This is a genomic window from Streptomyces sp. NPDC052236 (genome assembly GCF_044548015.1).
GTDB lineage: Bacteria > Actinomycetota > Actinomycetes > Streptomycetales > Streptomycetaceae > Streptomyces.
The window spans coordinates 127,499-152,465 of the sequence record NZ_JBIUBL010000019.1 but is presented as its reverse complement, the minus strand read 5'-3'; the positions used below and the strand labels follow the sequence as shown (position 1 = coordinate 152,465).

Sequence of the window (24,967 nt, the reverse complement as noted above, 5' to 3'; positions counted from 1 at the left end):
TCAACTCCCTTCCTGGCCCAGACAGCGGGCCAGTTCCTTCGCGTTGTGGCGCATCATCGAGACGTAGTCGTGGACCTTGTCGTCGAAGGAATCGCCGTAAATGGTGCAGATGTCGACGTTCTCGTCCTCGGCGACCCGGCGCAGAATGTCCGCCCGCGCCGCGAGATTCGGCTCCAGGAAGACCGCGGGGACCTTCTTGTCGCGGATGGTGTCGCGGAGTCTTTCGACCTCCGCCGCGCTCGGCTCCCGGTTCGGCACGGGCACCACGAAGCCCGCGATCTCCATGCCGTACGCCTTCGCCAGGTAACCGAAGGCGTCGTGCGTGGTGATGAGCTTGCGGTTGGCCGTGGGCACGGCGGCCAGCTTCGCGGCCACCTCGTCGTCCAGTTGGGCCAGCTGCTTCAGATACCGCTGGGCGTTGCGCCTGTACTCCGCCTCGCCCGCCGGGTCGGCCTTGATCAGCTCGGCTTCGATCCGCCGTACGTACGCCTCGGCGTTGGCGACGTCCTCCCAGGCATGCGGATCCATTTCGCCGTGGACGTGCTTGCCGATGACCGCCTGCGGAAGCACCCAGATGTCCGCGCCCGGCTTCCCGAGGAAACGGAACGCGCCCTCCTTGGGGACGGTCTCCTTGGCCCGGTCCGGTACGGACAGCACGACCGAGTCGGCCGGATGGTTCGTCCGCTTGCCCGTCGTGGGGTCGTCGGAGCGTACGTACACGGATTTGGTCTGCGCGTTGAGCGCGACGTCCGCGTGCCCGCCGTCGAGCACGGCCTTCCCGGCAGCCGGAGCCTTGCCCGTGCCGCCCACGGCGAAGGTGACGGTACCGCTGCCGATCGGCGCGGCCTTGCCGTCCAGGGTCTCGGTCTGGCCCCGCACGGTGAGTTTGTACGTGCCCGGCTCGCTGAACACCCAGTTGACGTGGGTGTGGGCCTCGGGCGGCAGCGCGAACGAGTCCTTGGCGTCGAAGCCGTCGGTGGAGTCGATATAGCTCTTCGGATTGCCCAGCGTGTCCGACAGGTAGACGTGCAGGTCGCCGGGTCCTTCGAGCTTGGTGGCGGTCGTACGGACCTGGGAGCCGTCGCCCGCGACCTCGCCCTCGACGGCCCAGCCCAGCCACAGCACATCGAGCCCGAGATCCTCCTTGAGCTTGATCACCGTGCCGCCGTACTGCTCCAGCTTCTCGCTGATCGGCACCTTCGGCGTGCGCTTGGGGGCGTTGGTGTGGATCAGCTTCATGATCCCGGGTTCTTCGAGGAGCAGCCCGTTGCTGAAGACGAGATCCGCCTTGGTGACTTTGACCGCGTCGCCGGGGCTCGGTTCGTACGAGTGGGGGTCGCCGTGGTGCGGCACCACGGAGGTCACATCGACGCGGTCGCCACCGACGTTGCGGACCAGGTCGGCGATGATCGCGGTGGTCGTGGAGACCGTCAGCTCGGCGTTGCCGGAGCCGTTGTCCGACGACGCACCGCAACCGCCGGCCAGCAGGGCGGCGGCGGTGACGGCTGCCGCGGCGGCTGTACGGCGGTTCATCGAGCCGCTCGCTTTCCACGGGTGAACAGGACGGCCACGCCGCCTGCCATCACCGAGGCGACGGCGATCCCGGCGGGCAACGCCACACCGGTGCCGGTTGCCGCCAGGCTGCCGCCCGCAGGCGCGAATCCTCCGATGGCCGACAAAGTCGCGCTCGCGCTCACGCTCGCACTTGGTGTCGGCGAGGGCTGATCCGTCGGCGACGGAGTCGGTGTTGGCGTCGGTGTTGGCGTCGAGGTCGTGGTCGGCGTCGGCGAGGGAGGCGGCGTCGAGGGCGGGGTAGTAGAGGGCGGGGTAGTAGAGGGCAGAGGCGGCGTCGGGCGCGGTATCCCGTCACCCGGTACGACCGTCGACGGGTCCACATCCCCGACAGCCACGGCCAGCGTCTCCCGGTCAGTGACCGTGACCCCCGAAGGCAGGGTGGCGCTCAGCTCCATCGTGATCCGGTAGACGCCCTTGGCATCGAAGATCCACAACGGATGGGCATGCGTGAACGCGGGCAGCTCCACCGAGCCCGGGTCGGTCTTGGCACTGTCGATGGTGATGCCGATACGGGTGCCCCACTGCGGGTCTTCCTCGAACAGGCCGAGGATGAACCGTCCCGGCCCCTCGATTTTCGGGAAGGTGACCTTGACCGGTCCCGTGATGTCGGCGGGCAGGATCTCCGTGGTGTTCCAGCCGGGCCACAGCAGCCCTTCCTCCACCTCGAAGTCCTTGTCGACCCAGAGGGATTCGCCGGGCTCGCCGATCCCCTCGAACTGGGGCACGTCCTCGCGCGGCGGGACCACGATCTCGTGCCGCGGATCGAAGTGCAGCAGGACATCGGAGGGCTCGCGCCACACCGGCGCGCCCGCGACCGTACCGTCCTTGATCCGGTACTGGAGCTGTCCGCCGCCGATCCGGGCGGCCATGTCCAGGTGGCCGCCGTTGAGCACGGCCCGCTCTCCGGGCGGTGCTTCCCTCGGCGGGGTTTCGGCTGCGCCCGCGAGCGCGAGCGGTGCGGCGGCGAGCAGGGACAGTACGGCCGTCAGAGCGGCGGCTCTCGCGGTACGTCGCGATAGTGAGGCCCGCATACGGGGCGTCTCCTTCGAGCGTGAGTTCAGTGGACCACGGCCGCGGCCGGGGAGCGGGCCCGCTCCCCGGGCACGGAGGCGGAGGGACCATGTGGTCCCTTGGGTCAGGAACCGACCTTGAAGGTGTAGGTCGCCGACGCGGGGGCGACCGTCGCGCCGTTCGTCAGGGTGCCGCTGACCTCGAAGGTCGCGGTGTACGTACCGGTCTTGGTGAAGACCCAGTTGGCGTGGTCGTGCTCGCCCGCCGTGACGTTCCTGGTGTTGGTGAGGGCGGCGTCGGTGCTGTCGTAGTAACGGTTGCTTCTCGGGCACAGACCGTTCTTGTAGACGGTGAGCTTGCCGGGGCCGGCCACCGAGACGAGCTTGACCTGCACCCGGTCGCTCTGGAACACGCCTCCGGCGAGGTGCTCACCGGAGATGCCCGGCCACAGCAGGTTCACGTTCTCGGTCTGCGGCAGGCGGTAGACGGTGGAACCGGCGGTGCCGAGGTGGCTGTAGCACGTGCCGCTCGGGACGGTGTACGCCGAGCCCGGCAGCGCCTGGAGGACGGCATCGGCGGGCGCGTACTCGACGTCCGGGGTCACCGACTCGTCGTGTACGTGCAGTTCGAGCTCGCCATCGGCGTACTCGACGTCGAGTACGTCGACGTGGCCCTTGGTCAGCGTGACGGCGGCGGCTGCCGCGTGAGCGGAGCTGAGTCCGGCGACAGCGATGGCTGCGGCGACGGAACCGGCGACGGTGAAAGCGCGCGTGAAGGTACGCAAAAGAAGCCCCCCTTGAAGCGAATGATGCGATGCGTGAGACGACGCGTTGAGTGTCCGCGATCAACCGCAACGATAATCGTTTTCATTTATAAGTTGCAAGGGGGTACTGCGGGATGGCGGACGTCTGATGGTGGCTGTGAAGGAGTTGTGACCCGGCGCCGGGTCTGCGTCAGGCCGGGTCCTGCGTCAGGTCGGGTTGTGTGTCAGGCAGGGTCCCGCGTCAGTGGGCGATGTGGTCGATCAGCTCGCGGGCGCCCTGGCGCAGCAGCGCGACGGCCACCGAGGTCCCGAGCGTCGCCGGGTCGAGCGGGCCCGCCCACTCGTGCGCGTTGAGCACCGTCTTGCCGTCGGGTGTGAAGACGCGGGCGCGCAGCGACAGATCGCCGCTGCGTTCGGCCCGCGCGTACCCGGCGATCGGCGAGTTGCAGTGGCCCTGCAGGACGTGGAGGAACATCCGCTCGGCGGTGGCCTCCCGGTGGGCGGCGGGGTCGCCGAGGCCGCTGACGGCGTCGATCGTCGCCGTATCGTCCTCGCGGCACTGCAGGGCGAGGATTCCCGCGCCGATGGGCGGGCACATCGTGTCGACCGACAGGACCTCGGTGACGACGTCCATGCGCTCGATGCGCTCAAGCCCGGACACCGCGAGCAGCAGCGCGTCCGCCTCGCCGGACGCCAGCTTCTCCAGGCGGCGGTTGGCGTTGCCCCGCATCGGCACGCACTCCAGGTGCGGGTGGGAGGCGGCGAGCTGCGCGATCCTGCGGACCGAGGATGTGCCGATACGGGTACCGGCGGGCAGCTCGTCCAGCGTCAGGCCGCCGGGGTGGATCAGGGCGTCGCGGATGTCGTCGCGCTTGAGGAAGGCGGCGAAGGTCGTACCGGCCGGGAGGGGGCGGTCGGCGGGAACGTCCTTCACGCAGTGCACGGCCAGATCGGCTTCTCCGGCGATCAGGGCGGCGTCCACTTCCTTGGTGAACGCGCCCTTCCCGCCGAGCTTCGCGAGGTCGCCCATCCACCGGTCGCCGGAGGTCGTGACGGGGACGACCTCCGTACGGATGCCGGGGTGCTGGGCGCTCAATTCGGCGCGTACGCGCTCCACTTGGGCCAGTGCCATGGGCGAGGAGCGGGACACGATACGGATCAGCTCAGGCGCGGACATGCCCTACACCATAGGCGGTGCGCGAGGGCATCGCGTGCGCGGCCGGGCCGAGCCGGGCGTTTCGGGATCACGATGCCGGGTGGGCCGGGTGGGCCGGGTGGGCCTGGGCCGCGTGGGCCGGGTGGGCCGGGTGGGCCGCGCCCGCCATCCGGAACGTACGCCGGTACGCCCCCGGTGTCGTCGCCAGCGCCCGGTGGAAGTGCTGGCGCAGACTGTCCCCGCTGCCCAGGCCGCTGCGCTCCGCCACCGTGTCCACCGGCAGGTCCGTCGTCTCCAGCAGCTCCCGCGCCCGGGCCAGCCGCTGCTGGTTGAGCCACTTCAGCGGGGTGGCCCCGACCTCGTACGCGAAATGGCGGCCGAAGGTGCGCGTGCTCATCCCGGCCCGGGACGCCAGCTCGCCGATGGTCAGCGGCCGGTGGAGCCGGGCCAGCGCCCAGTCCAGTACGGGTGCCAGACCCGGCCCGCCCTCTGTGCGGGACGGCGGCGCGGGGATGCCCGGCGGAGCGTACTGGGTCTGGTCGCCCTCCCGGTGCGGGGCCACGACCATCCGGCGGCCCACCTCCGCCGCCGCTGCCGTGCCGTAGTCGCCGCGCACGATGTGCAGGCACAGGTCGATGGCGGCGGCGGTGCCCGCGCTGGTGAGGACCGAGCCGTCGTCGACGTACAGGGAACGGTCGTCGACCTGTACGTACGGGTAGCGGCGGCGCAGCTCGTCCGCGTACATCCAGTGGGTCGCCGCCGGGCGGCCGTCCAGCAGCCCCGCCGCGGCCAGCACGAACGCGCCCGAGCAGAGCGAGGCGATCCGCGCCCCGCGCGCGTGGGCCTCGCGCAGCGCGTCGAGGAGCTCGCCCGGCGGCTCATAGCCGTCCATCATGCAGGCCGGGATCACGATCAGATCCGCCTCGCGGAGTGCGTCGAGCCCGCGCTCGGCCGTGAGGCGCAGACCGCCCGGGGCGCGCTGCTCGCCGCCCGGAGCGGTGGCGCACAGCACCAGTTCGTAGCCCTCGCCCGCGAATACCGCGCAGGGCACGGCCAGCTCGAACAGCGAGGTCTTCTCCAACAGCGTCACTGCCACACGAAGTGCCATGGCGTAAATCTAGGGGAAGCTGACGTTTACGCCAATGGTGCGGCCCCGGCCCCGGCTCGGAGGGTGGAGACATGGCAACAGCAATGAACTCACGCACCGACTCACGCACCGAGTCCGCGCCGGGCCGGCTGGCGCTCGCGGGGGTCTCGGCGATCGGCGTGACCTTCGGCTTCGCGCGGTACGGCTACGGGCTGTTCCTCCCCGAGCTGCGCAGCGAGTTCGGGCTCTCCGTCTCGCTCGTCGGGCTCATCGGCAGCGCGACCTACGCGGGCTACCTGGCGGCATTGCTGCTGGTCGGCGGCCTTGTGGCGCGTTTTGGCCCGCGACCGCTCGTTCTCGTCGGCGGGCTCTCCGCAGCTGTCGGCATGGGTCTTGTCGCGCTCGCCCAGGGGCCAGGGCTGCTGATCACCGGGCTCGTGCTCGCCGGTACGAGCTCCGGCTGGGCCTGGGCCCCGTACTCCGACGCCGTCGACCGGATGGTGCCCGCCGGGCGTCGGGAGCAGGTCATGGGCACGATCGCCAGCGGCACCGCCTTCGCCGTCGTGATCGCGGGACCGCTGGCGCTGCTGGCACTGCTCGTGCCCGGCACGGGCTGGCGCTACGTCTGGCTGCTTTTCACCCTCGCGGCACTGGCGGCAAGCGCGTACAATGCGCGCGTCCTGCCGCGGGGTGCCATCCGTACGACGGCGAGGGCGGGCCGGCCGGCGTACCGCCGAAGCGCGCTGCCGCTGCTGCTCACCGCTGTTCTGTACGGGCTGGTGGGAGCCGTCTACTGGTCCTTCGCCGTCGAGGCGATCAGCGGGGCCGCGGGGACGGGCGCGGCGGGGACGGGCGCGGCAGGGACCGGCTCGGCGACCGCGCCGCTGTTCTGGTCCCTGATGGGCGCGGCGGGCACGGCGGGCGCGCTGACCGGGCACGCCGTCACCCGATACGGGCTGCGCCGCGTCCATATGGGCCTCTTCACCGGCATCGCCGTCGCGGTCGCCCTGCTCGGCCTCGCCCCAGGCTCGCTGCCCGCCGTCGCCGCTTCCGCGCTGCTGTACGGGCCGTGCTTCATGGCAGGCTCCGGGGTCCTCGCGGTGTGGAGCTACCGCGTCTTCCCCGAACAGCCGTCCGCAGGCTTCAGCGTCACCGTCTTCTTTCTGGGGCTCGGCACCATCGCGGGACCCGCGCTGGTCGGCACGTATGCCGAAACCTACGGACTGCGCGCTGCGTTTCTTCTGACGGCTGGTGTCGCGGCCCTGGCTTTGATCTGTGCCCCAAGGCGTGTCTTCCCTGTGTCTTCCCCGCGCGAGAAGGGTTGACGACCCGTCAGATCGGTGAGTGACTGGGATATATCGTCGGACCGATATTTCCCGGGGGCCCCGTGGCGCGTACCCAGGCAGAGCGCAAGTCCGAGACCCGCGCGCGGCTCATCGACGCCGCCGCCGATCTCTTCGCACGCAAGGGATTCCACGGGGTCTCCGCCGAGGCGGTCGCGGACGCGGCGGACCGGACCACCGGCGCGCTCTACAGCCACTTCGGGGGCAAGGAGGGGCTGCTGCTCGCCCTCCTCGAGGTGTGGAAGGAACGCACCGTCGGCCAACTGGCGGGCGCGCTCTCGCGGGCGCCGGACCCCGGCACGCACTTCGCCGCGATGTGGCAGAGCATCACCCGCCCCGCCGAGGACCGCGGCGACGCCTGGCTGCTGCTGGAGGTCGAGCTCTGGCTGTACGGGGCCCGGGACCCGCTCGTCGGCGCGCGACTGGCCGAGCGCTATGCGGAGATACGTGCCGAGCTCGGCGAGGGGCTTGCCGACTGGGCCGCCGCCACCGGAACCGTACTGCCCCGCTCGCCCGAGGAGACCGGCGGTCTGGTCCTCGGCGCGCTCCTCGGTTGCGCGATGCAGTACCGGCTCGAACCGCGAGCCATGCCACAGCAGTTGATCATCGACGGGCTGAGCGGACTGCTCGGCCTCTCCACGAGAGGAGCAGAGCCGTGATCGACCTCCTTGAGGACACCTGGGCGAGGGAAGTCCCGCACGAGCAGTTCGCGCGGCTGCGCCGCGAGGACCCGGTCCACTGGCACGAAGTACCCGACAACCAGGGCTTTTTCGCCTTCACCCGGCACGAGGACATCATCGCCGCGAGCCGCGACCCCGAACTGTGGTCGGTGGAGCTCGGCTCCTTCTTCATCCGGGACCAGACACCGGCCGCGCTGGAGAGCCTGGGGCTCACTCTGGTGGGGATGGACCCGCCCAAGCACACGCGCTACCGGAGGCTGGTGTCCACCGCCTTCTCGCCGCGCATGATCCGCAAACTCTCCCAGGACATCCAGCGGCGGGCGGCCGAGCTGGCCTCTTCCGTGGCGCGGAAGGGGTACGAGGTCGACTTCGTCGAGGAGCTCGCGGCCCGGCTGCCGTTGCAGATGATCTGCGAAATGGTCGGCGTCCCGGAGGCGGACGAGGACCGGGTCTTCGAGTGGAGCAACCGGATGGTGGGCTTCCAGGATCCGGATTTCAGTACCTCGCCGGAGGACGGGCAGAACGCTGCCGCGGAGATCTACGCGTACTGCGACGCGCTCGCGGCGTCGCGCCGTGAGTCCCCGCGCGACGACATCCTCAGCGCGCTCGTCCATGGGGAGGTGGAGGGGGAGCGGCTGAGCGCGCACGAGATCGACATGTTCTTTGTGACGCTGTGCGTGGCGGGCAACGAGACGACGCGCAACCTGCTGGCGGGGGCGGCCCTGACGCTGATCGAGCAGCCGGAGGCGCGGGCGGAGCTGGTGGCGGGGCTGGACGACGAGGCGCTGTGGACGACGGCGACGGAGGAGTTCCTGCGCTGGAACGGCTCGATCCACAACTTCCGGCGGACGGCGACGCGGGACACCGAGATGCGGGGCGTGCCGATCAAGTCGGGGCAGAAGGCGGTGCTGTACTACACCTCGGCGAACCGTGACGAGTCGGTGTTCCCGGACGGGGACACCTTCGACCTCCGCCGCACCCCGAACGAGCACTTGACCTTCGGGGGCGGAGGGCCGCACTTCTGCCTGGGGGCGGGGCTCGCGCGTACGCAGATCAAGTCGCTGACGCGAGAGCTGCTGCGCAGATATCCGGCGATGGAGCTGACAGGGGAGCCGAAGCGGATGCGGTCGGACTTCATCAACGGCATCAAGTACTTGCCGGTGCGGTTCGGGGAGTAACGCGCTTCGACATGCCCTGACGAGGAGCGGCCCGGCGGAGTCGCGCTCCGCCGGGCCGCCCTTGGTGTCATGTCACGGGTGTCATGACCTGGAGGTCATTTGCCCAGGTAGGCGTTGCGGATGGTCTGCGTGAGGGTGTTGCCCTGCTTGTCGGAGAGGGTGGCCCGGAAGGAGATGCCCTGTCCGGCCTTGGGGTTGAGTACGAGCATCGCTCCCTTGATGACGGGGACCTTCTTCCAGGTCTTGCCGTCGTAGCTGGCTTCGATGGTGAGGGACTTGAGGTTCTTGCCCGCCGCCGGACCCTGGACCGTTATCGGGACCTTGGTGAGTGCCCCGGCCTTGGCCGTGGAGTCGGCGTCGAGTCGCGGTGTGAAGCGGACCACGGAGATGGGCAGTGCGGTGCGGGCCGTCGTCTGCTGGGAGTTGAACGTCCAGGTGGCGGTGACCTCGGTGGAGGTTGCGGCGATATCGTCGCGCCGGGTGGCGGTGGAGGTGAGGCGATAGTTCGCCTTGTCCGCGGTTACCCTGAAGGGCTTGCTCTGGCAGTCCATCGGCTCCGCGACGGATCCGACCTCGACGCCCTCGCGGTAGAGGGTCGTCTTCCCCGCGTCAGAAGCTGAATACTGGCCTGTGCTGCCGTCGCTGTCCGCGAAGAAGGGCAGGCAGCCGGTGATCGCGTCGCCCTCGCGGAAGACTCCCCGCCAGTTCCCGACTGTTGGCCCGAAGACGCCGATGCCGAGGTCCTGCCGGTACCTCTTCCCCGCCTCGTACGTCTTCGGTTCGGTCTGGTACATGGTCTCAGGCAGGGTAAAGGGATTGTTGGAGCGTTGTTCCAGCCAGAACTCCCAGGTGGTGCCCGCGGTGTTCACATACGACGTCGTGACAGCCGGCAGTTGCTGACTCCTGCTGGTACCGAGGGAGCTGCCGTTGGAGCCGTCGTCCTGGGGCATCAGGAGCAACCAGCCGGTCTTGCCGGGGACGGACGCACCGGACCTCACCGTGACTTCGGCGAGGTCGCCGGCTTCGGCATGGCGCTGGTAACCGGAGGCCAGCCGAGTCACCAGTCCTCCGTAGGCGAGTTGATATTCCTTCGAGTCCTTCTCCGAGTTCGTCCTGAACTGCTCGTACAGCGTGCTGTCCGCCAGGGCCAACTCCGGGCCGAGGTGTGCGCTGCCGTAGTTTTCGAATGAAGCGGTCACATGGCCGCTCATGAACTCGAGGCCGGGGGTGACCAGATCGAAGTAGGTGGTGGCGCTCCTGCTCGCGGCAGCGGGGTCGGGTCCCGTGACGTTGACGGGCTTGGTGGTCCGGGCGTCCAAGGTCACCGTGGTGTCCTCGGAGACCACGAAATTGGGCGCGTAGATGCGGTCGGAGCGATAGGCGTCATCCCCGATGAGGGTCCAGATCGTCCCCCCGAGGACGTAGACGCCCTTGGGCACCCGTACCGTGTAGCTGCCGTCGCTGTCGTAGTCGGCGTAATCCTTCGCGGTGCCGGGCCCGGTAAGGCCGGAGAACGCGGCTACGTAGTCGTCGGACGGTTTGCCGTTGCGGTCCACGTGATTGACCGTCACGAGGTACGACGCCACTTGTCGCTCCACCGCCGCCGCGGTGCGTATCGTCTGGCCCCCGCCCGTGGCCGTCACGGTCGCGCCGTACTCACCGTCGAGGTCACCGCCCAGCCGGGTGTCGGCGGTCAAGTCGACCTCGGCTGTGCCGCCCGCGGGGACGGTCACCTGCTGAGCCGCCAGCGTGAACATGCCTGCGATTGCCGGCTTGCCGTCGGGGCCTACGGTCGTTATCGACAGGTCGAGGGAGATGGGCTCGCTGCCGAGATTGCGGTACGTGACCTTCTTCGTCACCGGCTCGTCGTCGGTGTGCGGGTAGGACTGCGTTCCGAAACTGACCGAGGCGGGTTCGGCGATGACGGTGGCCTTCAGCGCCGCGGCCACGTCGACGCGGCCGTTGCCCTGGGCGAACACGTCTGCGTCACCCGGCTTGGCACTGTTGGCAAGGGCCGCCTTGAGCTCTCTGCTCGTCCAGTCCGGGTGCTGCTGCTTGAGCAGCGCGGCGGCGCCCGCCACATGCGGCGTTGCCATGGAGGTCCCCGAGAGGGCGACATAGCCCGGCGGGTCCTCGCCCTCCTGCTCCGCGATGATGCTGCCGGGTGCGGAGGCGGCGACGATGTTCACACCGGGCGCTGTGATGTCCGGCTTGAGCGCTCCGTCGCCGAGGCGCGGCCCACGGCCGGAGAAGCCCGCGAAGAAGTCGTTCTTTTCGACGGCGGCCACGGTGAGCGCGGCGTCCGCGCTGCCCGGCGAGCCGATGCTGCCCGGCTTGGGGCCGGAATTGCCCGCGGCGGTCACGAAGAGGATGCCGCGTTCGGCGGAGAGCTTGTTGACGGCCTCTTCCAGCGGGTCGAGTTCCGGAGTGTCAGGGCCGCCGAGGCTGAGGTTGATCACGTCGGCGTTCTGGGCGGCGGCCCATTCCACGCCGGCGAGAACGCCGGACGTCCATCCGTTGCCCTTGTCGTCCAGCACCTTTCCGTCGAGAATGCGGGCGCCGGGAGCAACGCCCCGGTACTTTCCTTCCGACTTGGCGCCCGTCCCGGCGGCGATCGAGGCCACATGGGTGCCATGGCCGACGCGGTCCTTGGCGTCCGCCGCGTCGGAGAAGTTCTGCTCGGCTTCCTGCCGGCCCTGAAGGTCCGGATGGGTTTCGTCGACTCCGGTGTCCAGGACCGCTATCCGCACGCCCTTCCCGTCATATCCCTTCGCCCACGCCTCGGGCGCGCCGATCTGCGGAACGCTCTTGTCCAGACTGGCCTTCTGGATGCTGTCGAGCCAGATCCGCTCGATGCCGGGGGCCGTACCGGACCCCGAAGCGTCGATGAGTGTCTCCCAGACACTTTCTGTCTCCTTGGCGGGAACGCTCACCGTGTCCGCGTTCAGCCGCGGGAAGGACCGGTCGACCTTCGCCGCGTCGTTGGCGCGGAGCCGGGATTTCGCGGCTTCGGAGGCTTTTGCCTGGGTCGACTTACTGCCTGAGCCTTCGTAGCTGACGATGAGCGGCAGTCCGGTTCTCTCACGCTTCCGGTACTCGGCTTTGCCGAGCTCGGCGACGTCGAACAGCCGGGCGTCGACGCGGCCCTCGTTGATCAGTCGCTGTGCGTCGTGCGGGATGACGAGCGTGCTGTCGTTGGTCCGCTGGATGCTGATGGGAATGGACTCGCGTCCCTTGCCATGGACGATCTGGACAGGCTTACCTTTCGCGTCGACGGCCACCGTGTCGCCGGTGAGCAAGGTGATCCAGCGTGTGGCGGTGGCGGTGGCGGTGGCGGTACCGGTGGCCGTGGCCGTGTCGCCCGGCTTCGTCTCCGCGGGTGCGGCGGCCAGTACCGGAGTGGTCAATCCGGCGGTGAGCGCCAGCGCCGTCACGGCGACGGCCACACCAATGAGGCTGCGTTTCGTGTGCTGCAACTTTCACCCTCGTTGCTGTTGTTGAGCGCAGAGGGGACCAAATGATCCCAGTGGGAAGAGTCCAAGGCCCGTGCGGAACGTTGTATGTCACTTTCCGTCCGGCCGGAAAGAGCCGCTGTCAGCCCCGCCCGATGTACGGCATCCCCGTCGCCATCACCGTCACGAACTGCACATTCGCCTCCAGCGGCAGCTCCGCCATATGACGCACCGTTCGCGCCACATCCCCCGCGTCCATCACCGGCTCCGCCGCCAACTCCCCGTTCGCCTGGAGGATTCCCGTCCGCATCCGCGCCGTCATCTCCGTAGCCGCGTTGCCGATGTCGATCTGACCGCACGCGATCCCGTACGCCCGCCCGTCCAGCGACAGCGACTTCGTCAGCCCCGTCATCGCATGCTTCGTCGCCGTGTACGGAGCCGAGTTCGGGCGCGGCACATGCGCCGAAATCGAGCCGTTGTTGATGATCCGGCCGCCCTGCGGCGTCTGCTCCTTCATCGCCCGGAACGCCGCCTGCGCGCACAGGAACGCGCCCGTCAGGTTCACGTCCACCACTTTGCGCCACCCCTCGTACGTCAGGTCCTCGAACCGCACGCCCGCCGGCCCCGACGTGCCCGCGTTGTTGAAGAGCAGATCCACGCGGCCGTACCGCTCCCGTACCGCCGCGAACAGCGCGGCCACCTCCTCAGGCGCCGTCACATCCGTGGGCACGCACAGCACTTCCGGCCCCCGCCCCACCAGCGCCGCCGTCACCTCCAGCGCCTGTGCCCGGCGGCCCGCCAGTGCCACCGACCAGCCGACCTCCGCCAGCGTCAGTGCGACGCTCCGGCCAATGCCCGAGCCCGCTCCCGTAATTACCGCGACCCTCGCGTCCCTCGCCGTTGAAGCCATTGAATTCATGAACGCGCAGCGTACCGGCGTGTGGATGGCATCCGGCGGCCACCCGGATGTTGTGTCCTTGACAACCTGTGGTCGTCGCGCCCCACTCCAATGCGACTGACAAAACACCACAGGGGAGGGGCACATGACTCACTCGCAGAGCCGCGACACACACGCACCCGAGTTCAGGGCCGCCGCACGCCACATCGGCCGCCGCAGGTTCCTCACCGTCACCGGCGCCGCCGCCGCGCTCGCCTTCGCCGTCAATCTGCCCGGCACGGCCCAGGCGGCCGAGCTCGACGCCAAGAAGATCACCGAGGATCCCTTCACGCTCGGCATCGCCTCCGGCGACCCGCAGCCCGGCTCCGTACTGCTGTGGACCCGCCTCGCCACCCGCCCGTACGAGCCCGACAGCGGCCTGCCCCAGGCCAGGATCCAGCTGCGCTGGGAGCTCGCCCACGACCCCCGCTTCACCCGCATCGCGAGACGTGGCTCCGTCACCGCCCACCCGGAGTTCCACCACAGCGTCCACGTCGAGGTCGGCGGCCTCGACAACGACCGCCCGTACTACTACCGCTTCCGCGCCGGTAACTGGATCAGCCCGACCGGCCGGACCCGCACCGCCCCCGCCCGCTCCGCCCGCATCAGCGAACTGCGCCTCGCCGCCGTGTCCTGCCAGGCGTACCACGACGGCTACTTCACCGCGTACAAGCATCTCGCCGAGGAAGAGTTGGACGCCGTCTTCCACCTCGGCGACTACCTCTACGAGTACGCCGTCACCGCCGTCGGCGGCGCGCGCAACTACACCGACCGCCGGCTGCCCGCCCACTTCAACCGCGAGACAGTCACCCTGGAGGACTACCGGCTGCGCTACGGCCTCTACAAGTCGGACCCCGACCTCCAGGCCGCGCACGCCGCGCACCCCTTCGTCCTCACCTGGGACGACCACGAGACCGAGAACAACTACGCGGACGGAATCCCCGAGAACGACGTACCGCCGGAGGAGTTCCTGCTGCGCAGGGCCGCCGCCTACCGCGCGTACTGGGAGAACCAGCCGCTGCGCAGCCCCCAGCAGCCCGACGGTCCCGACATGCGCCTCTACCGCCGCCTGCACTTCGGGCAGCTCGCGCAGTTCGACATCCTCGACACCCGCCAGTACCGCTCCAACCAGGCGTACGGCGACGGCTGGCAGACCCCGGGACCCGACACCGCGGACCCCTCGCGCAGCATGACCGGAGCGGAGCAGGAGCGCTGGCTGCTGGACGGGTGGCAGAGCTCCCGCGCACGCTGGAACGTCGTCCCGCAGCAGGTCGTCTTCGCGCAGCGGCGCAACCTGCCCACGCCCGTCTTCAATGTGAGCATGGACGCCTGGGACGGCTACACCGCCTCGCGCGACCGCCTGCTGGCCGGCGCGGAGGCGGCGGGCATCGAGAACCTGATGGTCCTCACCGGCGATGTGCATGTCGGATACGGCTTCGACCTGAAGAAGGACTGGAACGACCCGGCCTCACGGACCGTCGGCACCGAACTCGTCGCCACGTCCATCACCAGCGGCAAGGACGGCGCCGACAAGCCCGCCAACTGGGACAACCTCACCCAGGCCAACCCGCACCTGCGGTTCTACAACGGCCGCCGCGGCTATCTGACCATCACGCTCGGCGAGCAGCAGGCGCGCACCGACTTCAAGACCGTCACCGCCGTCACCACGCCGGGGGCGCCCCTCACCACCGCCGCGTCGTTCGTGACCGAGGCGGGTGACCCGGGCCTCAAGCCCGTATAGCCCCCATAGCCGGCACTGCCCGGTCCTCTGTGGCCTCTCCCGGATAGCGGACGCCGATGCGGTCACGTACCGCGTCGAGCGTCCGCATCACGGCCAGGGTGCCGTCCAGCGGAACCATCGGCGACTCCGTCTCGCCCGCCCGCACACAGCGCATCACCTCCGCTGCCTCGTAGTGCAGGCCGTCGTGCCAGCCCTCCGTCACGATCTCCTCCGGCTCCCGCCCGTCGCGGTGCAGCGTGAACCGGTCCGCGAAGAAGAAGCCGTGCGGCAGCTCGATACGGCCTGTCGTGCCCGTCACCGAAGCCGTCACCGGTGTCCCCGCCGTGATCGAGCAGGAGAGCAGCGCCGTCGCGCCCGAGTCCCAGCCGAGCAGCATGCCCGTATGGAGATCGACGCCCTCGGGGGAGAGCAGTGCTTCCGCCTGTACGCGGTCGGGCTCGCCGAGCAGCAGTTGCGCGAACGAGACCGGGTAGATGCCGAGGTCGAGCAGCGCGCCGCCGCCCTGCGCCGGGTCACGCAGCCGGTGGTCAGGCGCGAAGGGGCCCTGCAGACCGAAGTCGGCCTGTACGGCACGGACTTCGCCGATCGCCCCGTCTCGTACGAGGTCCGCGACAGCGCGGATCACCGGGTTGCAGTACATCCACATGGCCTCCATCAGGAAGCTGCCACGCTCCCGCGCCAGGGCGACGAGCTCCTCCGCTTCGGCGGTGTTCAGCGTGAACGGCTTCTCGCACAGCACCGCCTTTCCGGCCTCCAGGCAGAGCCCGGCCGCCGCGCGGTGCGCCGAGTGGGGGGTCGCCACGTACACCACGTCGACGTCCTCGTCGGCGGCGAGCGACGCCCAGTCTCCGTACGCTCTGGCGATCCCGAATTGATCGGCGAACGCCTTGGCGGACGCTTCGGTGCGGGATGCCACCGCCACCACCTCTGTATCCGGCAATCGCAGCAGATCAGCCGTGAACCTTGCCGCTATCCCGCCCGTCGCCAGCACACCCCAGCGCACAGTCCTGCTCATGCCCACCCCAAAATACGGTCTCGACCATTCCGGATGAGCTGAGAGCATAGATGCGCATTCAAGGAAATGGAGCTGTTGATGCCGGAGAGCGGCCGAACCACGCCAGGACACATATCCCACGCCGACCGGGCACCCGATTCCGCATCCGCATCCGCTCCCGAACTCGCACAGGCCGCGGCCCCGCCCCTCGTCGCAGCCCGCCGCGCCGGTCTCCTCGTCACCTTCGTCCTCGGTGGCCTCTCCGCGCTGACTCCGCTCTCCATGGACATGTACCTCGCGGCCCTGCCCGCGGTGACCGAGTCCCTCGACGCGAGCGCCGCGACCATTCAGCTCACCCTCACCGCCTGCCTCGCCGGCATGGCCCTCGGCCAGCTCGTCGTCGGCCCGATGAGCGACAAGTGGGGCCGCCGACGCCCGCTGCTCACCGGCATGGTCCTGTACGTCGTCGCCACCGCCATGTGCGCGTTCGCCCCCACCGCCGAACTCCTGATCGGCTTCCGGCTGCTGCAGGGGCTCGCGGGCGCGGCCGGTATCGTCATCGCCCGCGCGGTGGTCCGTGACCTCTACGACGGCGTGGAGATGGCCCGGTTCTTCTCCACCCTGATGTTGATTTCCGGCGTCGCGCCGATTATCGCGCCGCTGATCGGCGGCCAGGTGCTGCGGTTCACCGACTGGCGCGGCATCTTCGTCGTCCTCACCGTCGTCGGCATCCTGCTCACCCTCGTCGCCGTGAAGTGGCTGCACGAGACCCTGCCCCCGGAGCGGCGGCACAGCGGCGGCGTCGGCCAGGCACTGCGTACGATGCGCGGACTGCTGGCCGACCGGTTCTTCACCGGTTACCTGCTCACCGGCGGCCTCGCCTTCGCCGCGCTCTTCGCGTACGTCGCCGCCTCGCCGTTCGTGGTGCAGGAGATCTACGGCGCGTCCCCGCAGGCCTTCAGCCTGCTCTTCGGCCTCAACTCCATCGGCCTGATCGCCGGCGGCCAGATCAACGGCAGGGTGCTGATGGGCCGGATCAGCATGGACAAGGTGCTCGGCTTCGCGCTGGCCGCCGTCGCGCTGGCCGCGACCGCGCTGCTGCTGATGACCACTGGGGTCTTCGGGAAGGTGGGCCTCTTCCCCGTCGCCGCGGCCCTGTTCGTACTGATGTCGGCGATGGGCGTGACGCTGCCCAATACGAACGCCCTGGCCCTGACGCGTACCGGGCACGCGGCGGGCTCGGCGTCCGCACTGATGGGCACGGCCTCGTTCCTCATCGGCGCCGTTGCCTCCCCGCTCGTCGGGATCGCGGGGGAGGAGACGGCGGTTCCGATGGCCGTGGTGCAAGTGGTGTGCGCTCTGGGCGCGCTGGGCTGCTTCCTGGGGCTGTGCCGTCCGTGGGAGCGCCGCGCCCAGGCGATATGAACACTGCTTCATGAAGCGGTAGTTCATGAACTACTGCTTCATGAACTACCGCGTCATGAACTACTGCTTCCGGCGCGGGTATCCGATCAGGTGCAGCCGGTCCTTCGAGTCCGTCCAGCTGAAGAGGCCGACGCCCGCGACCTCCGCGGCCGGCAGCCGGACATTGGGGGACAGCGCCTCGGGCACCGCGGCGGCCAGGTCCAGTTCGATCGGCGCACCGCCGCCCGCCAGCGCGTCCGCCGGGCTGCGCGCGCTCGTCGCGCCGTACGCCACACCCGAGTCGGTCACCGTCGTCAGGGTCAGCGGCTTCGAACCGTCCGACTGCTCGAAGCAGTACGCCTTGCGCCGCTCCAGGTCGAACGCGAGATTCCCGGCGACCAGATAACCGCCCCCGGGCGAGAGCACCGCCTGCGGATACACGCCCGGCTCGATCGCCGGTTTGTGGCACTGCGCCTTGGCCAGCGCCTTCCCGCCGGCCGCCTCGTGCACCGCCCAGATGTCGTACGCGGCGGCTTCCTTGCTGCCCTTCACCGGCTGCCACTTGGCGAGTACGTATCCGGGGGCGACCGACGTCGGCACGCCCGAGGCGCGATCGGTGCGGGAGGGCGCCGACCTGCCGCTGTACCAGCCGCCGCGGACCCAGAAGCCGGTGTCCCCGCTGACCAGCAGCCCCTTCTCGGTCACTCCGCGCACCTCGGTCAGCCGGCGGCAGCCCGCACAGCCCCTGGGGTAACCGAGCGACGCCTCCGGGATCTGGGTCACCTCACCGGAGACCGGGTCGACGACCGCGCTGCGGGCGCGGCCGTCGGAGACGACGATGCCGGGGCCTGTGCCCGAGACGGTCGGCGCGGCGGGCCACGGGAGCTCGACCCGCCGGCGGGCGCCGTCGGCTGCGTCGTACACGTCGAGCGTGACGAAGGTGCCCGCGGTGGTCAGCGCGTCCTCGTCCACCGTGCCGAACGACCAGGTCACGAAGTACTCCCGGCCGTCCTTGGCGACGGACAGCAGGCGCGGGAAGGTGTCCGGGGCGCTGTCGGGGGAGGGGGAGGCGGGCGGATGCCAGGGCTGCCCGGCCCAGCCGGGCTTGCCGGTCGCCGCGTCGAGCGTCCGGAGCCGGAACCGCGATTCCGCGACGCGTTCCAGATACGCGATACGGCCGCTGTCCCGCGCGATGGCGTACTCGGGCGAGGCGTCGGGGAGTTCCCAGCCCCGCCGGGTGTCGTAGGCGGAGGGGACGGTGAGCCGGGTCAGGGGGGCCGCGCTGTGCCGTACTGGCGCGGGGGAGTTGTCGCCGTCGCTTTTGCTGCCGCCCCCGTTGCCCCCACCACACATGCTGGCCAGGAGCAGCAGCGCCAGTACGATCAGCCCGGCGAGCAGGGCCACACGTACGACCCTCTGTCTCATGGTCCCCCCGTGAGCGGTGTTGCACCGAGCGTGTCCGGCGACGGCCGTCAGCGTAGCAACGCCATGGGGATAAAATCTGTTGGTGAACGTCACTCTCTCCACCGCGGAATCCCTGCGCAGCGCCCTTGCCGGGCTGCTGGACGGGCTGCCGCCCACGCAAGCGGCACAGGCCGTCGAACGGCTGATCGCCAGCTACCGCGGTGACACCCCGACCGACGCGCCCGTGCTCCGCGACCGCTCCGATGTCGTCGCGTACGCCGCGTACCGGATGCCCGCGACATTCGAGGCGGTACGGTCCGCGCTCGCCGCTCTGCGGGCGGCGGCCCCCGAGTGGGCCCCGGCCACCCACACCGACATCGGCGGCGGCACGGGCGCGGCGACCTGGGCCGTAGCCGAGGCGTGGGAGGGCGAGGCGCAGGAGGGTGGGAGCGGGGGCGGCCCGCGCACCATCGTGCTGGACTGGGCGGAGCCCGCGCTGGCACTGGGCCGGGAACTGGCCGGAGCCTCGGGGGTTCCGGCGCTGGCCGACGTCGAGTGGCGGCGCTCGCGGATCAGCGCGGCGATCCGTATCGAGAGCACCGATCTCGTCACGGTCTCGTACGTGCTCAAGGAGCTCACCGCGCAGGGCCGTTCCGCGGTCGTCGCCGAGGCCGCGCGGGCCGCCCAGGCCGTCGTGATCGTCGAACCGGGCACCCCGGACGGCTACGCCCGGATCATTGAGGCCCGCGCCCAGCTGATCGAGGCGGGCATGACGATCGCCGCGCCCTGCCCGCACAGCGCGGACTGCCCCATCGAACCGGGCACGGACTGGTGCCATTTCGCGGCCCGGGTCAGCCGCTCCTCGCTGCACCGCCAGGTGAAGGGCGGCTCACTCGCGTACGAGGACGAGAAGTTCAGCTACGTGGCGGCGACCCGTTTTCCGTCCGTCCCGGCACCGGGGCGCGTGACCCGCAAGCCCCAGATCCGCAAGGGCCTGGTCCTGCTCGACCTGTGCACGGCGGAAAGCCCGGAGGCCCTGGGCCGCGAAACGGTCACCAAACGCCATGGCCCGCGGTACCGGGCGGCGCGGGATGTGGCGTGGGGCGACGAGTGGCCGCCGGAGCCCACGCCAGGGGCCTGAGGCGTCAGGCGCGCAGCTCCTGCGTACAGCACTTCACGCTGCCGCCGCCCTTCAGCAGCTCGCCCAGATCCATGCCCATCGGCTCGAACCCGCGCTCCCGCAGCGGCCCGAACAGCCCCACCGCCGTCTGCGGCAGCAGCACATGGCGGCCGTCGCTCACCGCGTTCAGGCCGAGCGCCGCCGCCGCGGGCTCGTCCGCGATCAGGGCGTCGGGGAAGAGCCGCGCCAGTACGGAGCGGCTGCCCGCGGAGAACGCGCCCGGGTAGTACATGATTTCGTCCGCCGCCTCGTCCAGAACGCTCAGCGCCGTGTCCAGGTGGTAGTAGCGCGGATCCACCAGGTCGAGACCGATGACCGGGCGGCCGAAGAACTCCTGCGCCTCATCGTGCGAGAGCGGACTGGAGCGGAAGCCGCGCCCGGCCAGGAGATAGGAGGCGGTGACCGCGAAGTCGCCCTCGCCCTCGTTGATGTGCGCGGGCTCGTGGATCTCGGTGAAGCCGTGTGCCCGGAACCAGTCGAGATGGACCGCGGCCTCGGCCGCCCGCTCCGGATGCGCGAAACGCGCGCCCAGCACCCGGCCGTCGATGACCGTAGCGCCGTTCGCCGCGTAGACCATGTCGGGCAGCCCGGGGCGCGGGTCGAGGAGTTCGACGGTGTGGCCGAGCGAGCGGTAGCGGTCCCGCAGGTCCTCCCACTGCGCGAGCGCGAGCCGTAGATCCACCGGCTTCGCGGGATCCATCCACGGGTTGATGGAGTACGTGACCTGGAAGTGGTCCGGCGGGCACATCAGATAGCGGCGCGGCGAGGCGTCACGCGACGACGACGAGCGCGATGGTCTCAATGAGGGCTCCTCACGTACGACGGCTGGCACGGGGCACAGACGGGACACAGACGGGACACGGACGGGACGCAGACCGGATGGTCCGCGTGCAGCCATGGTGAGGCCTCTCAGCAGGTTCGCAGATGCCTCCGCGCACCGCAGAAGGCTGGTGTCGTACACGACTTGTACGGTGGCCAAGGCAGGGCACTCATCACGAAGAGGCACGAAGAGGCACGAAGGGGGGACGGCAGTGCTCAGGCACTACTACCGTCTTGTGTACTGGAGACGACGACTGACCCGGGGCATACGCAGGCCCGCCCGACTGGCGGCCGCCGCCGCGGCCTTCATCGCCCTCTCCGGATACGTCGCCACCGAGTTCATCAAACAGAGCGCACCCTCCGTTACGCCCCCGTCGCCGTACGCGTCACAGGAACCGGTCGACTGCCTCACAGGGAAACTCGACCCGGTCCACTGCCCCATCAGTGACGGTGAATGCCACACACCCGCGCCCAGCAGCGCGGAGCCCCGCCGCCCCCCGTCCTTTGTGCCCGACGCGGACCTGTTGTCGAAGGGCCACGCCGTCCTCTGCGCCGTGGTCAGGGCCGTACCCGCAAACTGACCGGCACCCGGACGGCCACCCACCGGGACGGCCACCCACCAGGACGGTCACGCGTCCGAGACGATACGTCTCGATCCGGGCCGTTGGTAGATTGACCTCATGACCCAGCCGCCGCCCAAGGCGCCCGACTCCACTCGCCGCAGCGAGCGCTCCCGCCGCGCCATCTACGACGCGGCCCTCGCCCTCGTCGCCGAGACCGGCTACGCCAAGACGACCATCGAGGGCATCGCCGCCCGCGCGGGCGTCGGCAAACAGACGATCTACCGCTGGTGGCCCTCCAAAGCGGCCGTCCTCCTGGAGGCCTACCTCGACCTCACCGCCCAGGCCGCCGACGTCGGCGACGACGGCGGCGGCGAGAGTGAGATCCCCGACACAGGCGACCTCGAAGCCGACCTCAAACTCGTCCTCCGCGCCACCGTCGACGAACTGAACAGTCCCGCCTACGACGGCCCCACCCGCGCGCTCGCCGCCGAGGGCATGGTCAACGCCGAGCTCGGCGCCCAGTTCGTGGAGAAGCTCCTCGAACCGCAGCTCCAGCTGTACGTGAAGCGCCTGCGCTCCGCCCAGGAAACCGGGGACGTACGCCCCGGAATCGACCCCCGTACCGCCCTGGAACTGTTCACCGGACCGCTCACCGCCCGCTGGCTGCTGCGTACTCTGCCGCTCACCCACGAGTACGCGGACGCGATCGTCGAGTACGCCCTGCACGGCATCGCCGCCAGGCGCTGAGGGCGCACTGAGGGGCGCTCAGGGGCTCATGAAATGCCCCAGGCGGAATGCTCTGAGCACCCCCTCGGTTGGGACTGTGGCGAGCCGGAGACCAGGATGGTGGGACCATGGCAGAGTCCACCGGGCGCGAACTTGAGGTGTGAGGGGATAGATGGGCGACGGTATCGGCCGCTACCGCGGCACGGAGAACAGGCTTCCCCGGGAGAGCAGGCTGCCCCAGTGGCTGCGCCGCCGCCCGAAGAACACCGACGCCGAGGACTCCCGCCGCGAGACCCTGCTGCTGGCCGCTGCCGCCGCCGGACTGCCGCTCGCGCCCGCCGCGTACCCCGTCGCCTACCGATGTTCCTGCGACCGTGTCGGCTGCCCGACCCCGGGTCGCCACCCCGTCTCGTTCGCCTGGCTGACGCAGTCCACGACGGACCCCGCCCAGATCGAACGGTGGGCGGCCGGCGAGCCCGAGGCCAACTTCATCACCGCGACCGGAGTGGTTCACGACGTCCTGGACGTCCCGCTGGAAGCGGGCGGGCGCGCCCTCGCCCGGCTCCTTGAGCAGAACATCGACGTCGGCCCGGTCGCCGAGTCCGGCGGGGACCGGATGCTGTTCTTCACCGCCACCCGCGGCACGCCCGAGGACGAGGACGAGTGGTGGCCCTGCGAGCTGGACTGCCACCCCGAGACGATGGACGAGCACCCGGGGCTGCGCTGGCACTGCCGCGGCAGCTACGTCCTCGTACCGCCGGCCCGGCTCCCCGGTGAGCTGGAGGTCACCTGGCTGCGGGGTCTTGAGCATCCGCTGCCGGACCCGCTGACGCTGCTGGAGGCGCTGACGGACGCGTGCGCGCGGTACGCGGGGGAGAACCAGCAGGTGGACCAGCACGAGGTGGCCTGGCCGCTCGGCCGCTGACCCGAGCGGGAAAGCAGGGGCCGGAGCCGGAATCTCTTCCGGTTCCGGCCGTACTGCTGTGAACTACGGGCTGTGAACTACGGGCTGCGGGCTACGTGCTGCGGGCTACGAGCCCTTGGCCGCGGTCAGGCCCGTCAGCCGGCCCAGCACCTCGACCTTCCCCGGTTCCGTGTCCGCGCCGCCGGCGCCTCCCAGGGGCACCACGGCCGCCTGGCTGGACACCCGCTCCTTGGTGACCGTGGACTTCACCTCACCCGTCAGCAGCGCCTTCACATCCGCGGTCACCTTCAGCCGTAGCCCCTTCGCCGCCGTCTGCCGTTCGAAGTTGCGCACGGTGAAGAAGACCATCGCCCCGCCGTTCTCGGTGGTGAGCGCGAGCGGCCCGTACGGGTCGGTGTCCAGCGGCTGGTCGATGTACTGCGTGGACATCCCCAGCACGGTCGCGTCCTTCTTACGGGAATCGCGCCAGCCCGAGGTGTGCGGGCCGTCCTTGAAGTGCGCGGGCTTCCCGTTCTGCATGTACGAGGCGTACTCCTCGCTCAGATCGCGGGGAGCGACCGTCAGCGTGTCGGTGTCCGCCGGAACCGGCTCGGCCAAGCCGTCCTCGTCGGTCTTGAACACCGGGATCTTGTCCGGGGCGAGGATCGTCAGATACGTCGCCTGCCACAACTGGTCCGGGCTGTGGCGTACGAAGACCAGCACCCAGCTGTTGTTCTCGGCGCCCGTGTCCCGGTCGCGGTTGGAATCCACGTCGGCGACGAACCAGCGCGGCCAGCCTGCCTTCTTCGGGATGGTGTACTTCGCGTCCGTCAACTCCAGCGGCACATGCTGCGGGTTGCCGTCCGGGTAGTTGACGCTCCGCGCGGTCAACCCGGCCTGATTGATGGCGCCGAGCGCACCGGTCACCCGGGCCGCGTCCAGGGCCGGGTCGTACGCCTTGTCGGCAGCGTTGTACGCGTCCGTGAAATCCTTGAGAGCCCGCGCGGCCTCAGACTTCGTTGCCGCCGGTACGACTTCCAGCTCCCCGTGCACCGTCACGCAACCGCTCGCCGTCAGGGACAGCACCGTCATCGCGGCGAGCCCCGTCGCCGCCCGAGCCGGCCTGCTCAGACCCCGGTCCTGATCCCGATTCAGCCTTCTCATCGGCCGCCTTCTGCTCCTTGACCCCGACCCCCACTGACCGTGCGAACCCTACCGGGGTCAGAAACAGCCCGAGCGCCGGGACCAGATACAGGGCCCACACCGTGACCTGGAGGACAGTCGGATTCGGCTGGAAGTTGAAGATGCCCTTCAGCAGAGTCCCGTACCAGCTGTCCGGCGGGATCGTCGCGCTGATGTCGAACGCCTTGTTGGCCAGACCGTCGAGGAAGCGCGCTTCTTGGAGGTCATGCACGCCGTACGCCAGCACCCCGGCCGCCACGACCACCAGCATGCCGCCGGTCCAGGTGAAGAACTTGGCCAGGTTGATCTTGAGCGCGCCCCGGTAGAACAGCCAGCCGAGCAGGATCGCCGTCGCGAGGCCCAGCAGCACGCCGATCAGCGGCTCCTGTGTGCTGTTGTTCTCGTCGGTGGCCGCCCGTATGGACGCCCAGACGAACAGCGCCGTTTCCAGGCCCTCACGCCCGACCGCCAGGAAGGCGGTGGCGGCGAGCGCGCCCGTACCCATCTGGAGCGCGGAGTCCAGCTTGCCGTGCAGCTCGGCCCTCAAGTGGCGGGCGGTGCGCCGCATCCAGAAGACCATCCAGGTCACCAGGCACACGGCGATGATCGACAGCGAGCCGCCGAGCAGCTCCTGCGCCTGGAACGTCAGCTCCTGCGAGCCGTATTCGAGCGCGAATCCGAAGCCGAGCGAGAGGGCGACCGCGACGCCGATGCCGATCCAGATCGGACGCAGCGCGTCGCGCCGCTCGGTCTTGACGAGGTACGCGACGAGGATGCAGACGATCAGGCTGGCTTCCAGGCCCTCGCGCAGGCCGATCAGGTAGTTGCCGAACACGGCGGTTTCCTTCCATCCTCCGGCGTACGAGGT

21 protein-coding genes are annotated in these 24,967 nt (G+C 70.0%); 9 read left to right on the top strand and 12 right to left on the bottom strand.

Features of this window, described 5'->3' with window-relative positions; genetic code table 11:
• The 5 genes from ACIHCQ_RS28450 to ACIHCQ_RS28430 all read right to left on the bottom strand — a co-directional run bounded on the left by ACIHCQ_RS28450 (window position 1) and on the right by ACIHCQ_RS28430 (window position 5,613).
• Window positions 1-1,533 carry an anchored repeat ABC transporter, substrate-binding protein gene (locus tag ACIHCQ_RS28450; protein ID WP_399668188.1) on the bottom strand — a complete coding sequence of 511 codons (1,533 nt, stop codon included), beginning with the start codon at window positions 1,531-1,533 and terminating at the stop codon, window positions 1-3.
• Window positions 1,530-2,606, bottom strand: a complete 1,077-nt coding sequence (locus ACIHCQ_RS28445; protein ID WP_399668186.1) for a choice-of-anchor M domain-containing protein — start codon at window positions 2,604-2,606, stop codon at window positions 1,530-1,532. The genes ACIHCQ_RS28450 and ACIHCQ_RS28445 overlap by 4 nt, the downstream gene beginning before the upstream one ends.
• A 104-nt stretch (window positions 2,607-2,710) precedes the next feature.
• Window positions 2,711-3,370: a choice-of-anchor M domain-containing protein gene (locus ACIHCQ_RS28440; protein WP_399668183.1), complete on the bottom strand. Its 660-nt coding sequence runs from the start codon at window positions 3,368-3,370 to the stop codon at window positions 2,711-2,713.
• A gap of 220 nt (window positions 3,371-3,590) precedes the next feature.
• On the bottom strand, window positions 3,591-4,526 hold the full coding sequence (hemC, locus tag ACIHCQ_RS28435) for a hydroxymethylbilane synthase (protein WP_399668180.1): 936 nt from the start codon (window positions 4,524-4,526) through the stop codon (window positions 3,591-3,593).
• Window positions 4,527-4,593: 67 nt separating this feature from the next.
• Window positions 4,594-5,613, bottom strand: a complete 1,020-nt coding sequence (locus ACIHCQ_RS28430) for a GlxA family transcriptional regulator (RefSeq protein ID WP_399668177.1) — start codon at window positions 5,611-5,613, stop codon at window positions 4,594-4,596.
• Window positions 5,614-5,684: 71 nt separating this feature from the next.
• On the opposite strand from ACIHCQ_RS28430, the gene ACIHCQ_RS28425 reads away from it, so the two are divergent.
• From ACIHCQ_RS28425 to ACIHCQ_RS28415, 3 genes are all read left to right on the top strand, one after another.
• On the top strand, window positions 5,685-6,917 hold the full coding sequence (locus ACIHCQ_RS28425; RefSeq protein ID WP_399668174.1) for an MFS transporter: 1,233 nt from the start codon (window positions 5,685-5,687) through the stop codon (window positions 6,915-6,917).
• 62 nt (window positions 6,918-6,979) lie between these two features.
• The gene (locus tag ACIHCQ_RS28420) at window positions 6,980-7,594 is read left to right on the top strand and encodes a TetR/AcrR family transcriptional regulator (RefSeq protein WP_399668170.1); all 615 of its coding nucleotides are present in this window, start codon (window positions 6,980-6,982) and stop codon (window positions 7,592-7,594) included.
• Window positions 7,591-8,793 carry a cytochrome P450 gene (locus ACIHCQ_RS28415; protein ID WP_399668167.1) on the top strand — a complete coding sequence of 401 codons (1,203 nt, stop codon included), beginning with the start codon at window positions 7,591-7,593 and terminating at the stop codon, window positions 8,791-8,793. Before ACIHCQ_RS28420 ends, ACIHCQ_RS28415 begins: the two co-directional genes overlap by 4 nt.
• Window positions 8,794-8,888: 95 nt before the next feature.
• Here ACIHCQ_RS28415 and ACIHCQ_RS28410 read toward each other — a convergent pair whose 3' ends face one another.
• Together ACIHCQ_RS28410 and ACIHCQ_RS28405 are read right to left on the bottom strand one after the other, a co-directional pair.
• Window positions 8,889-12,239, bottom strand: a complete 3,351-nt coding sequence (locus tag ACIHCQ_RS28410) for a S8 family peptidase (protein WP_399668164.1) — start codon at window positions 12,237-12,239, stop codon at window positions 8,889-8,891.
• Window positions 12,240-12,387: 148 nt separating this feature from the next.
• The gene (locus tag ACIHCQ_RS28405) at window positions 12,388-13,164 is read right to left on the bottom strand and encodes an SDR family oxidoreductase (RefSeq protein ID WP_399668160.1); all 777 of its coding nucleotides are present in this window, start codon (window positions 13,162-13,164) and stop codon (window positions 12,388-12,390) included.
• 124 nt (window positions 13,165-13,288) lie between these two features.
• On the opposite strand from ACIHCQ_RS28405, the gene ACIHCQ_RS28400 reads away from it, so the two are divergent.
• A complete protein-coding gene (locus ACIHCQ_RS28400) occupies window positions 13,289-14,923 on the top strand; it encodes an alkaline phosphatase D family protein (RefSeq protein ID WP_399668158.1) in 1,635 nt (544 codons plus the stop codon).
• Here the strand turns inward: ACIHCQ_RS28400 and ACIHCQ_RS28395 are convergent.
• A complete protein-coding gene (locus ACIHCQ_RS28395) occupies window positions 14,910-15,938 on the bottom strand; it encodes a Gfo/Idh/MocA family protein (RefSeq protein ID WP_399668156.1) in 1,029 nt (342 codons plus the stop codon). The genes ACIHCQ_RS28400 and ACIHCQ_RS28395 overlap by 14 nt on opposite strands.
• A gap of 66 nt (window positions 15,939-16,004) precedes the next feature.
• Here ACIHCQ_RS28395 and ACIHCQ_RS28390 point away from each other — a divergent pair, with 66 nt between their 5' ends.
• The gene (locus tag ACIHCQ_RS28390; RefSeq protein ID WP_399668153.1) at window positions 16,005-17,342 is read left to right on the top strand and encodes a multidrug effflux MFS transporter; all 1,338 of its coding nucleotides are present in this window, start codon (window positions 16,005-16,007) and stop codon (window positions 17,340-17,342) included.
• Between the two features lie 60 nt (window positions 17,343-17,402).
• Here the strand turns inward: ACIHCQ_RS28390 and ACIHCQ_RS28385 are convergent, their stop codons facing one another.
• A complete protein-coding gene (locus ACIHCQ_RS28385; protein ID WP_399668149.1) occupies window positions 17,403-18,746 on the bottom strand; it encodes a hypothetical protein in 1,344 nt (447 codons plus the stop codon).
• A gap of 82 nt (window positions 18,747-18,828) precedes the next feature.
• Here ACIHCQ_RS28385 and ACIHCQ_RS28380 point away from each other — a divergent pair, with 82 nt between their 5' ends.
• Complete coding sequence (locus tag ACIHCQ_RS28380; protein ID WP_399668146.1) at window positions 18,829-19,866, top strand: small ribosomal subunit Rsm22 family protein; 1,038 nt, start codon at window positions 18,829-18,831, stop codon at window positions 19,864-19,866.
• Between the two features lie 4 nt (window positions 19,867-19,870).
• On the opposite strand, the gene ddaH is transcribed toward ACIHCQ_RS28380, so the two are convergent.
• Window positions 19,871-20,707 carry a dimethylargininase gene (gene ddaH, locus ACIHCQ_RS28375; protein ID WP_399668143.1) on the bottom strand — a complete coding sequence of 279 codons (837 nt, stop codon included), beginning with the start codon at window positions 20,705-20,707 and terminating at the stop codon, window positions 19,871-19,873.
• A 229-nt stretch (window positions 20,708-20,936) separates the two neighbouring features.
• Between ddaH and ACIHCQ_RS28370 the strand changes: the two genes are divergently transcribed.
• The 3 genes from ACIHCQ_RS28370 to ACIHCQ_RS28360 all read left to right on the top strand — a co-directional run bounded on the left by ACIHCQ_RS28370 (window position 20,937) and on the right by ACIHCQ_RS28360 (window position 22,938).
• Window positions 20,937-21,305, top strand: coding sequence for a hypothetical protein (locus tag ACIHCQ_RS28370; protein WP_399668140.1), 369 nt, complete (start codon window positions 20,937-20,939; stop codon window positions 21,303-21,305).
• Between the two features lie 99 nt (window positions 21,306-21,404).
• Window positions 21,405-22,034, top strand: a complete 630-nt coding sequence (locus tag ACIHCQ_RS28365; RefSeq protein ID WP_399668137.1) for a TetR/AcrR family transcriptional regulator — start codon at window positions 21,405-21,407, stop codon at window positions 22,032-22,034.
• A 151-nt stretch (window positions 22,035-22,185) separates the two neighbouring features.
• A complete protein-coding gene (locus ACIHCQ_RS28360) occupies window positions 22,186-22,938 on the top strand; it encodes a bifunctional DNA primase/polymerase (protein ID WP_399668135.1) in 753 nt (250 codons plus the stop codon).
• A 105-nt stretch (window positions 22,939-23,043) separates the two neighbouring features.
• On the opposite strand, the gene ACIHCQ_RS28355 is transcribed toward ACIHCQ_RS28360, so the two are convergent.
• Together ACIHCQ_RS28355 and efeU are read right to left on the bottom strand one after the other, a co-directional pair.
• Window positions 23,044-24,009, bottom strand: coding sequence for a hypothetical protein (locus ACIHCQ_RS28355; protein WP_399668281.1), 966 nt, complete (start codon window positions 24,007-24,009; stop codon window positions 23,044-23,046).
• Entirely contained in the window at window positions 23,927-24,934 is a 1,008-nt protein-coding gene (gene efeU / locus ACIHCQ_RS28350) for an iron uptake transporter permease EfeU (protein WP_399668132.1), read from the bottom strand. The genes ACIHCQ_RS28355 and efeU overlap by 83 nt, the downstream gene beginning before the upstream one ends.
• Window positions 24,935-24,967: the final 33 nt, after the last annotated feature.

Excerpts from the sequence above, each read along its gene's own strand:
- ACIHCQ_RS28355 (WP_399668281.1), bottom strand. The coding sequence starts at position 24,009 with ATGACGGTGCTGTCCCTGACGGCGAGCGGTTGCGTGACGGTGCACGGG.
- ACIHCQ_RS28430 (WP_399668177.1), bottom strand. The coding sequence starts at position 5,613 with ATGGCACTTCGTGTGGCAGTGACGCTGTTGGAGAAGACCTCGCTGTTC.
- ACIHCQ_RS28390 (WP_399668153.1), top strand. The coding sequence starts at position 16,005 with ATGGAGCTGTTGATGCCGGAGAGCGGCCGAACCACGCCAGGACACATA.
- ACIHCQ_RS28445 (WP_399668186.1), bottom strand. The coding sequence starts at position 2,606 with ATGCGGGCCTCACTATCGCGACGTACCGCGAGAGCCGCCGCTCTGACG.
- ACIHCQ_RS28400 (WP_399668158.1), top strand. The coding sequence starts at position 13,289 with ATGACTCACTCGCAGAGCCGCGACACACACGCACCCGAGTTCAGGGCC.
- ACIHCQ_RS28405 (WP_399668160.1), bottom strand. The coding sequence starts at position 13,164 with ATGAATTCAATGGCTTCAACGGCGAGGGACGCGAGGGTCGCGGTAATT.
- ACIHCQ_RS28385 (WP_399668149.1), bottom strand. The coding sequence starts at position 18,746 with ATGAGACAGAGGGTCGTACGTGTGGCCCTGCTCGCCGGGCTGATCGTA.
- ACIHCQ_RS28425 (WP_399668174.1), top strand. The coding sequence starts at position 5,685 with ATGGCAACAGCAATGAACTCACGCACCGACTCACGCACCGAGTCCGCG.
- hemC (WP_399668180.1), bottom strand. The coding sequence starts at position 4,526 with ATGTCCGCGCCTGAGCTGATCCGTATCGTGTCCCGCTCCTCGCCCATG.
- ACIHCQ_RS28360 (WP_399668135.1), top strand. The coding sequence starts at position 22,186 with ATGGGCGACGGTATCGGCCGCTACCGCGGCACGGAGAACAGGCTTCCC.
- ACIHCQ_RS28365 (WP_399668137.1), top strand. The coding sequence starts at position 21,405 with ATGACCCAGCCGCCGCCCAAGGCGCCCGACTCCACTCGCCGCAGCGAG.
- ACIHCQ_RS28450 (WP_399668188.1), bottom strand. The coding sequence starts at position 1,533 with ATGAACCGCCGTACAGCCGCCGCGGCAGCCGTCACCGCCGCCGCCCTG.
- ACIHCQ_RS28395 (WP_399668156.1), bottom strand. The coding sequence starts at position 15,938 with ATGAGCAGGACTGTGCGCTGGGGTGTGCTGGCGACGGGCGGGATAGCG.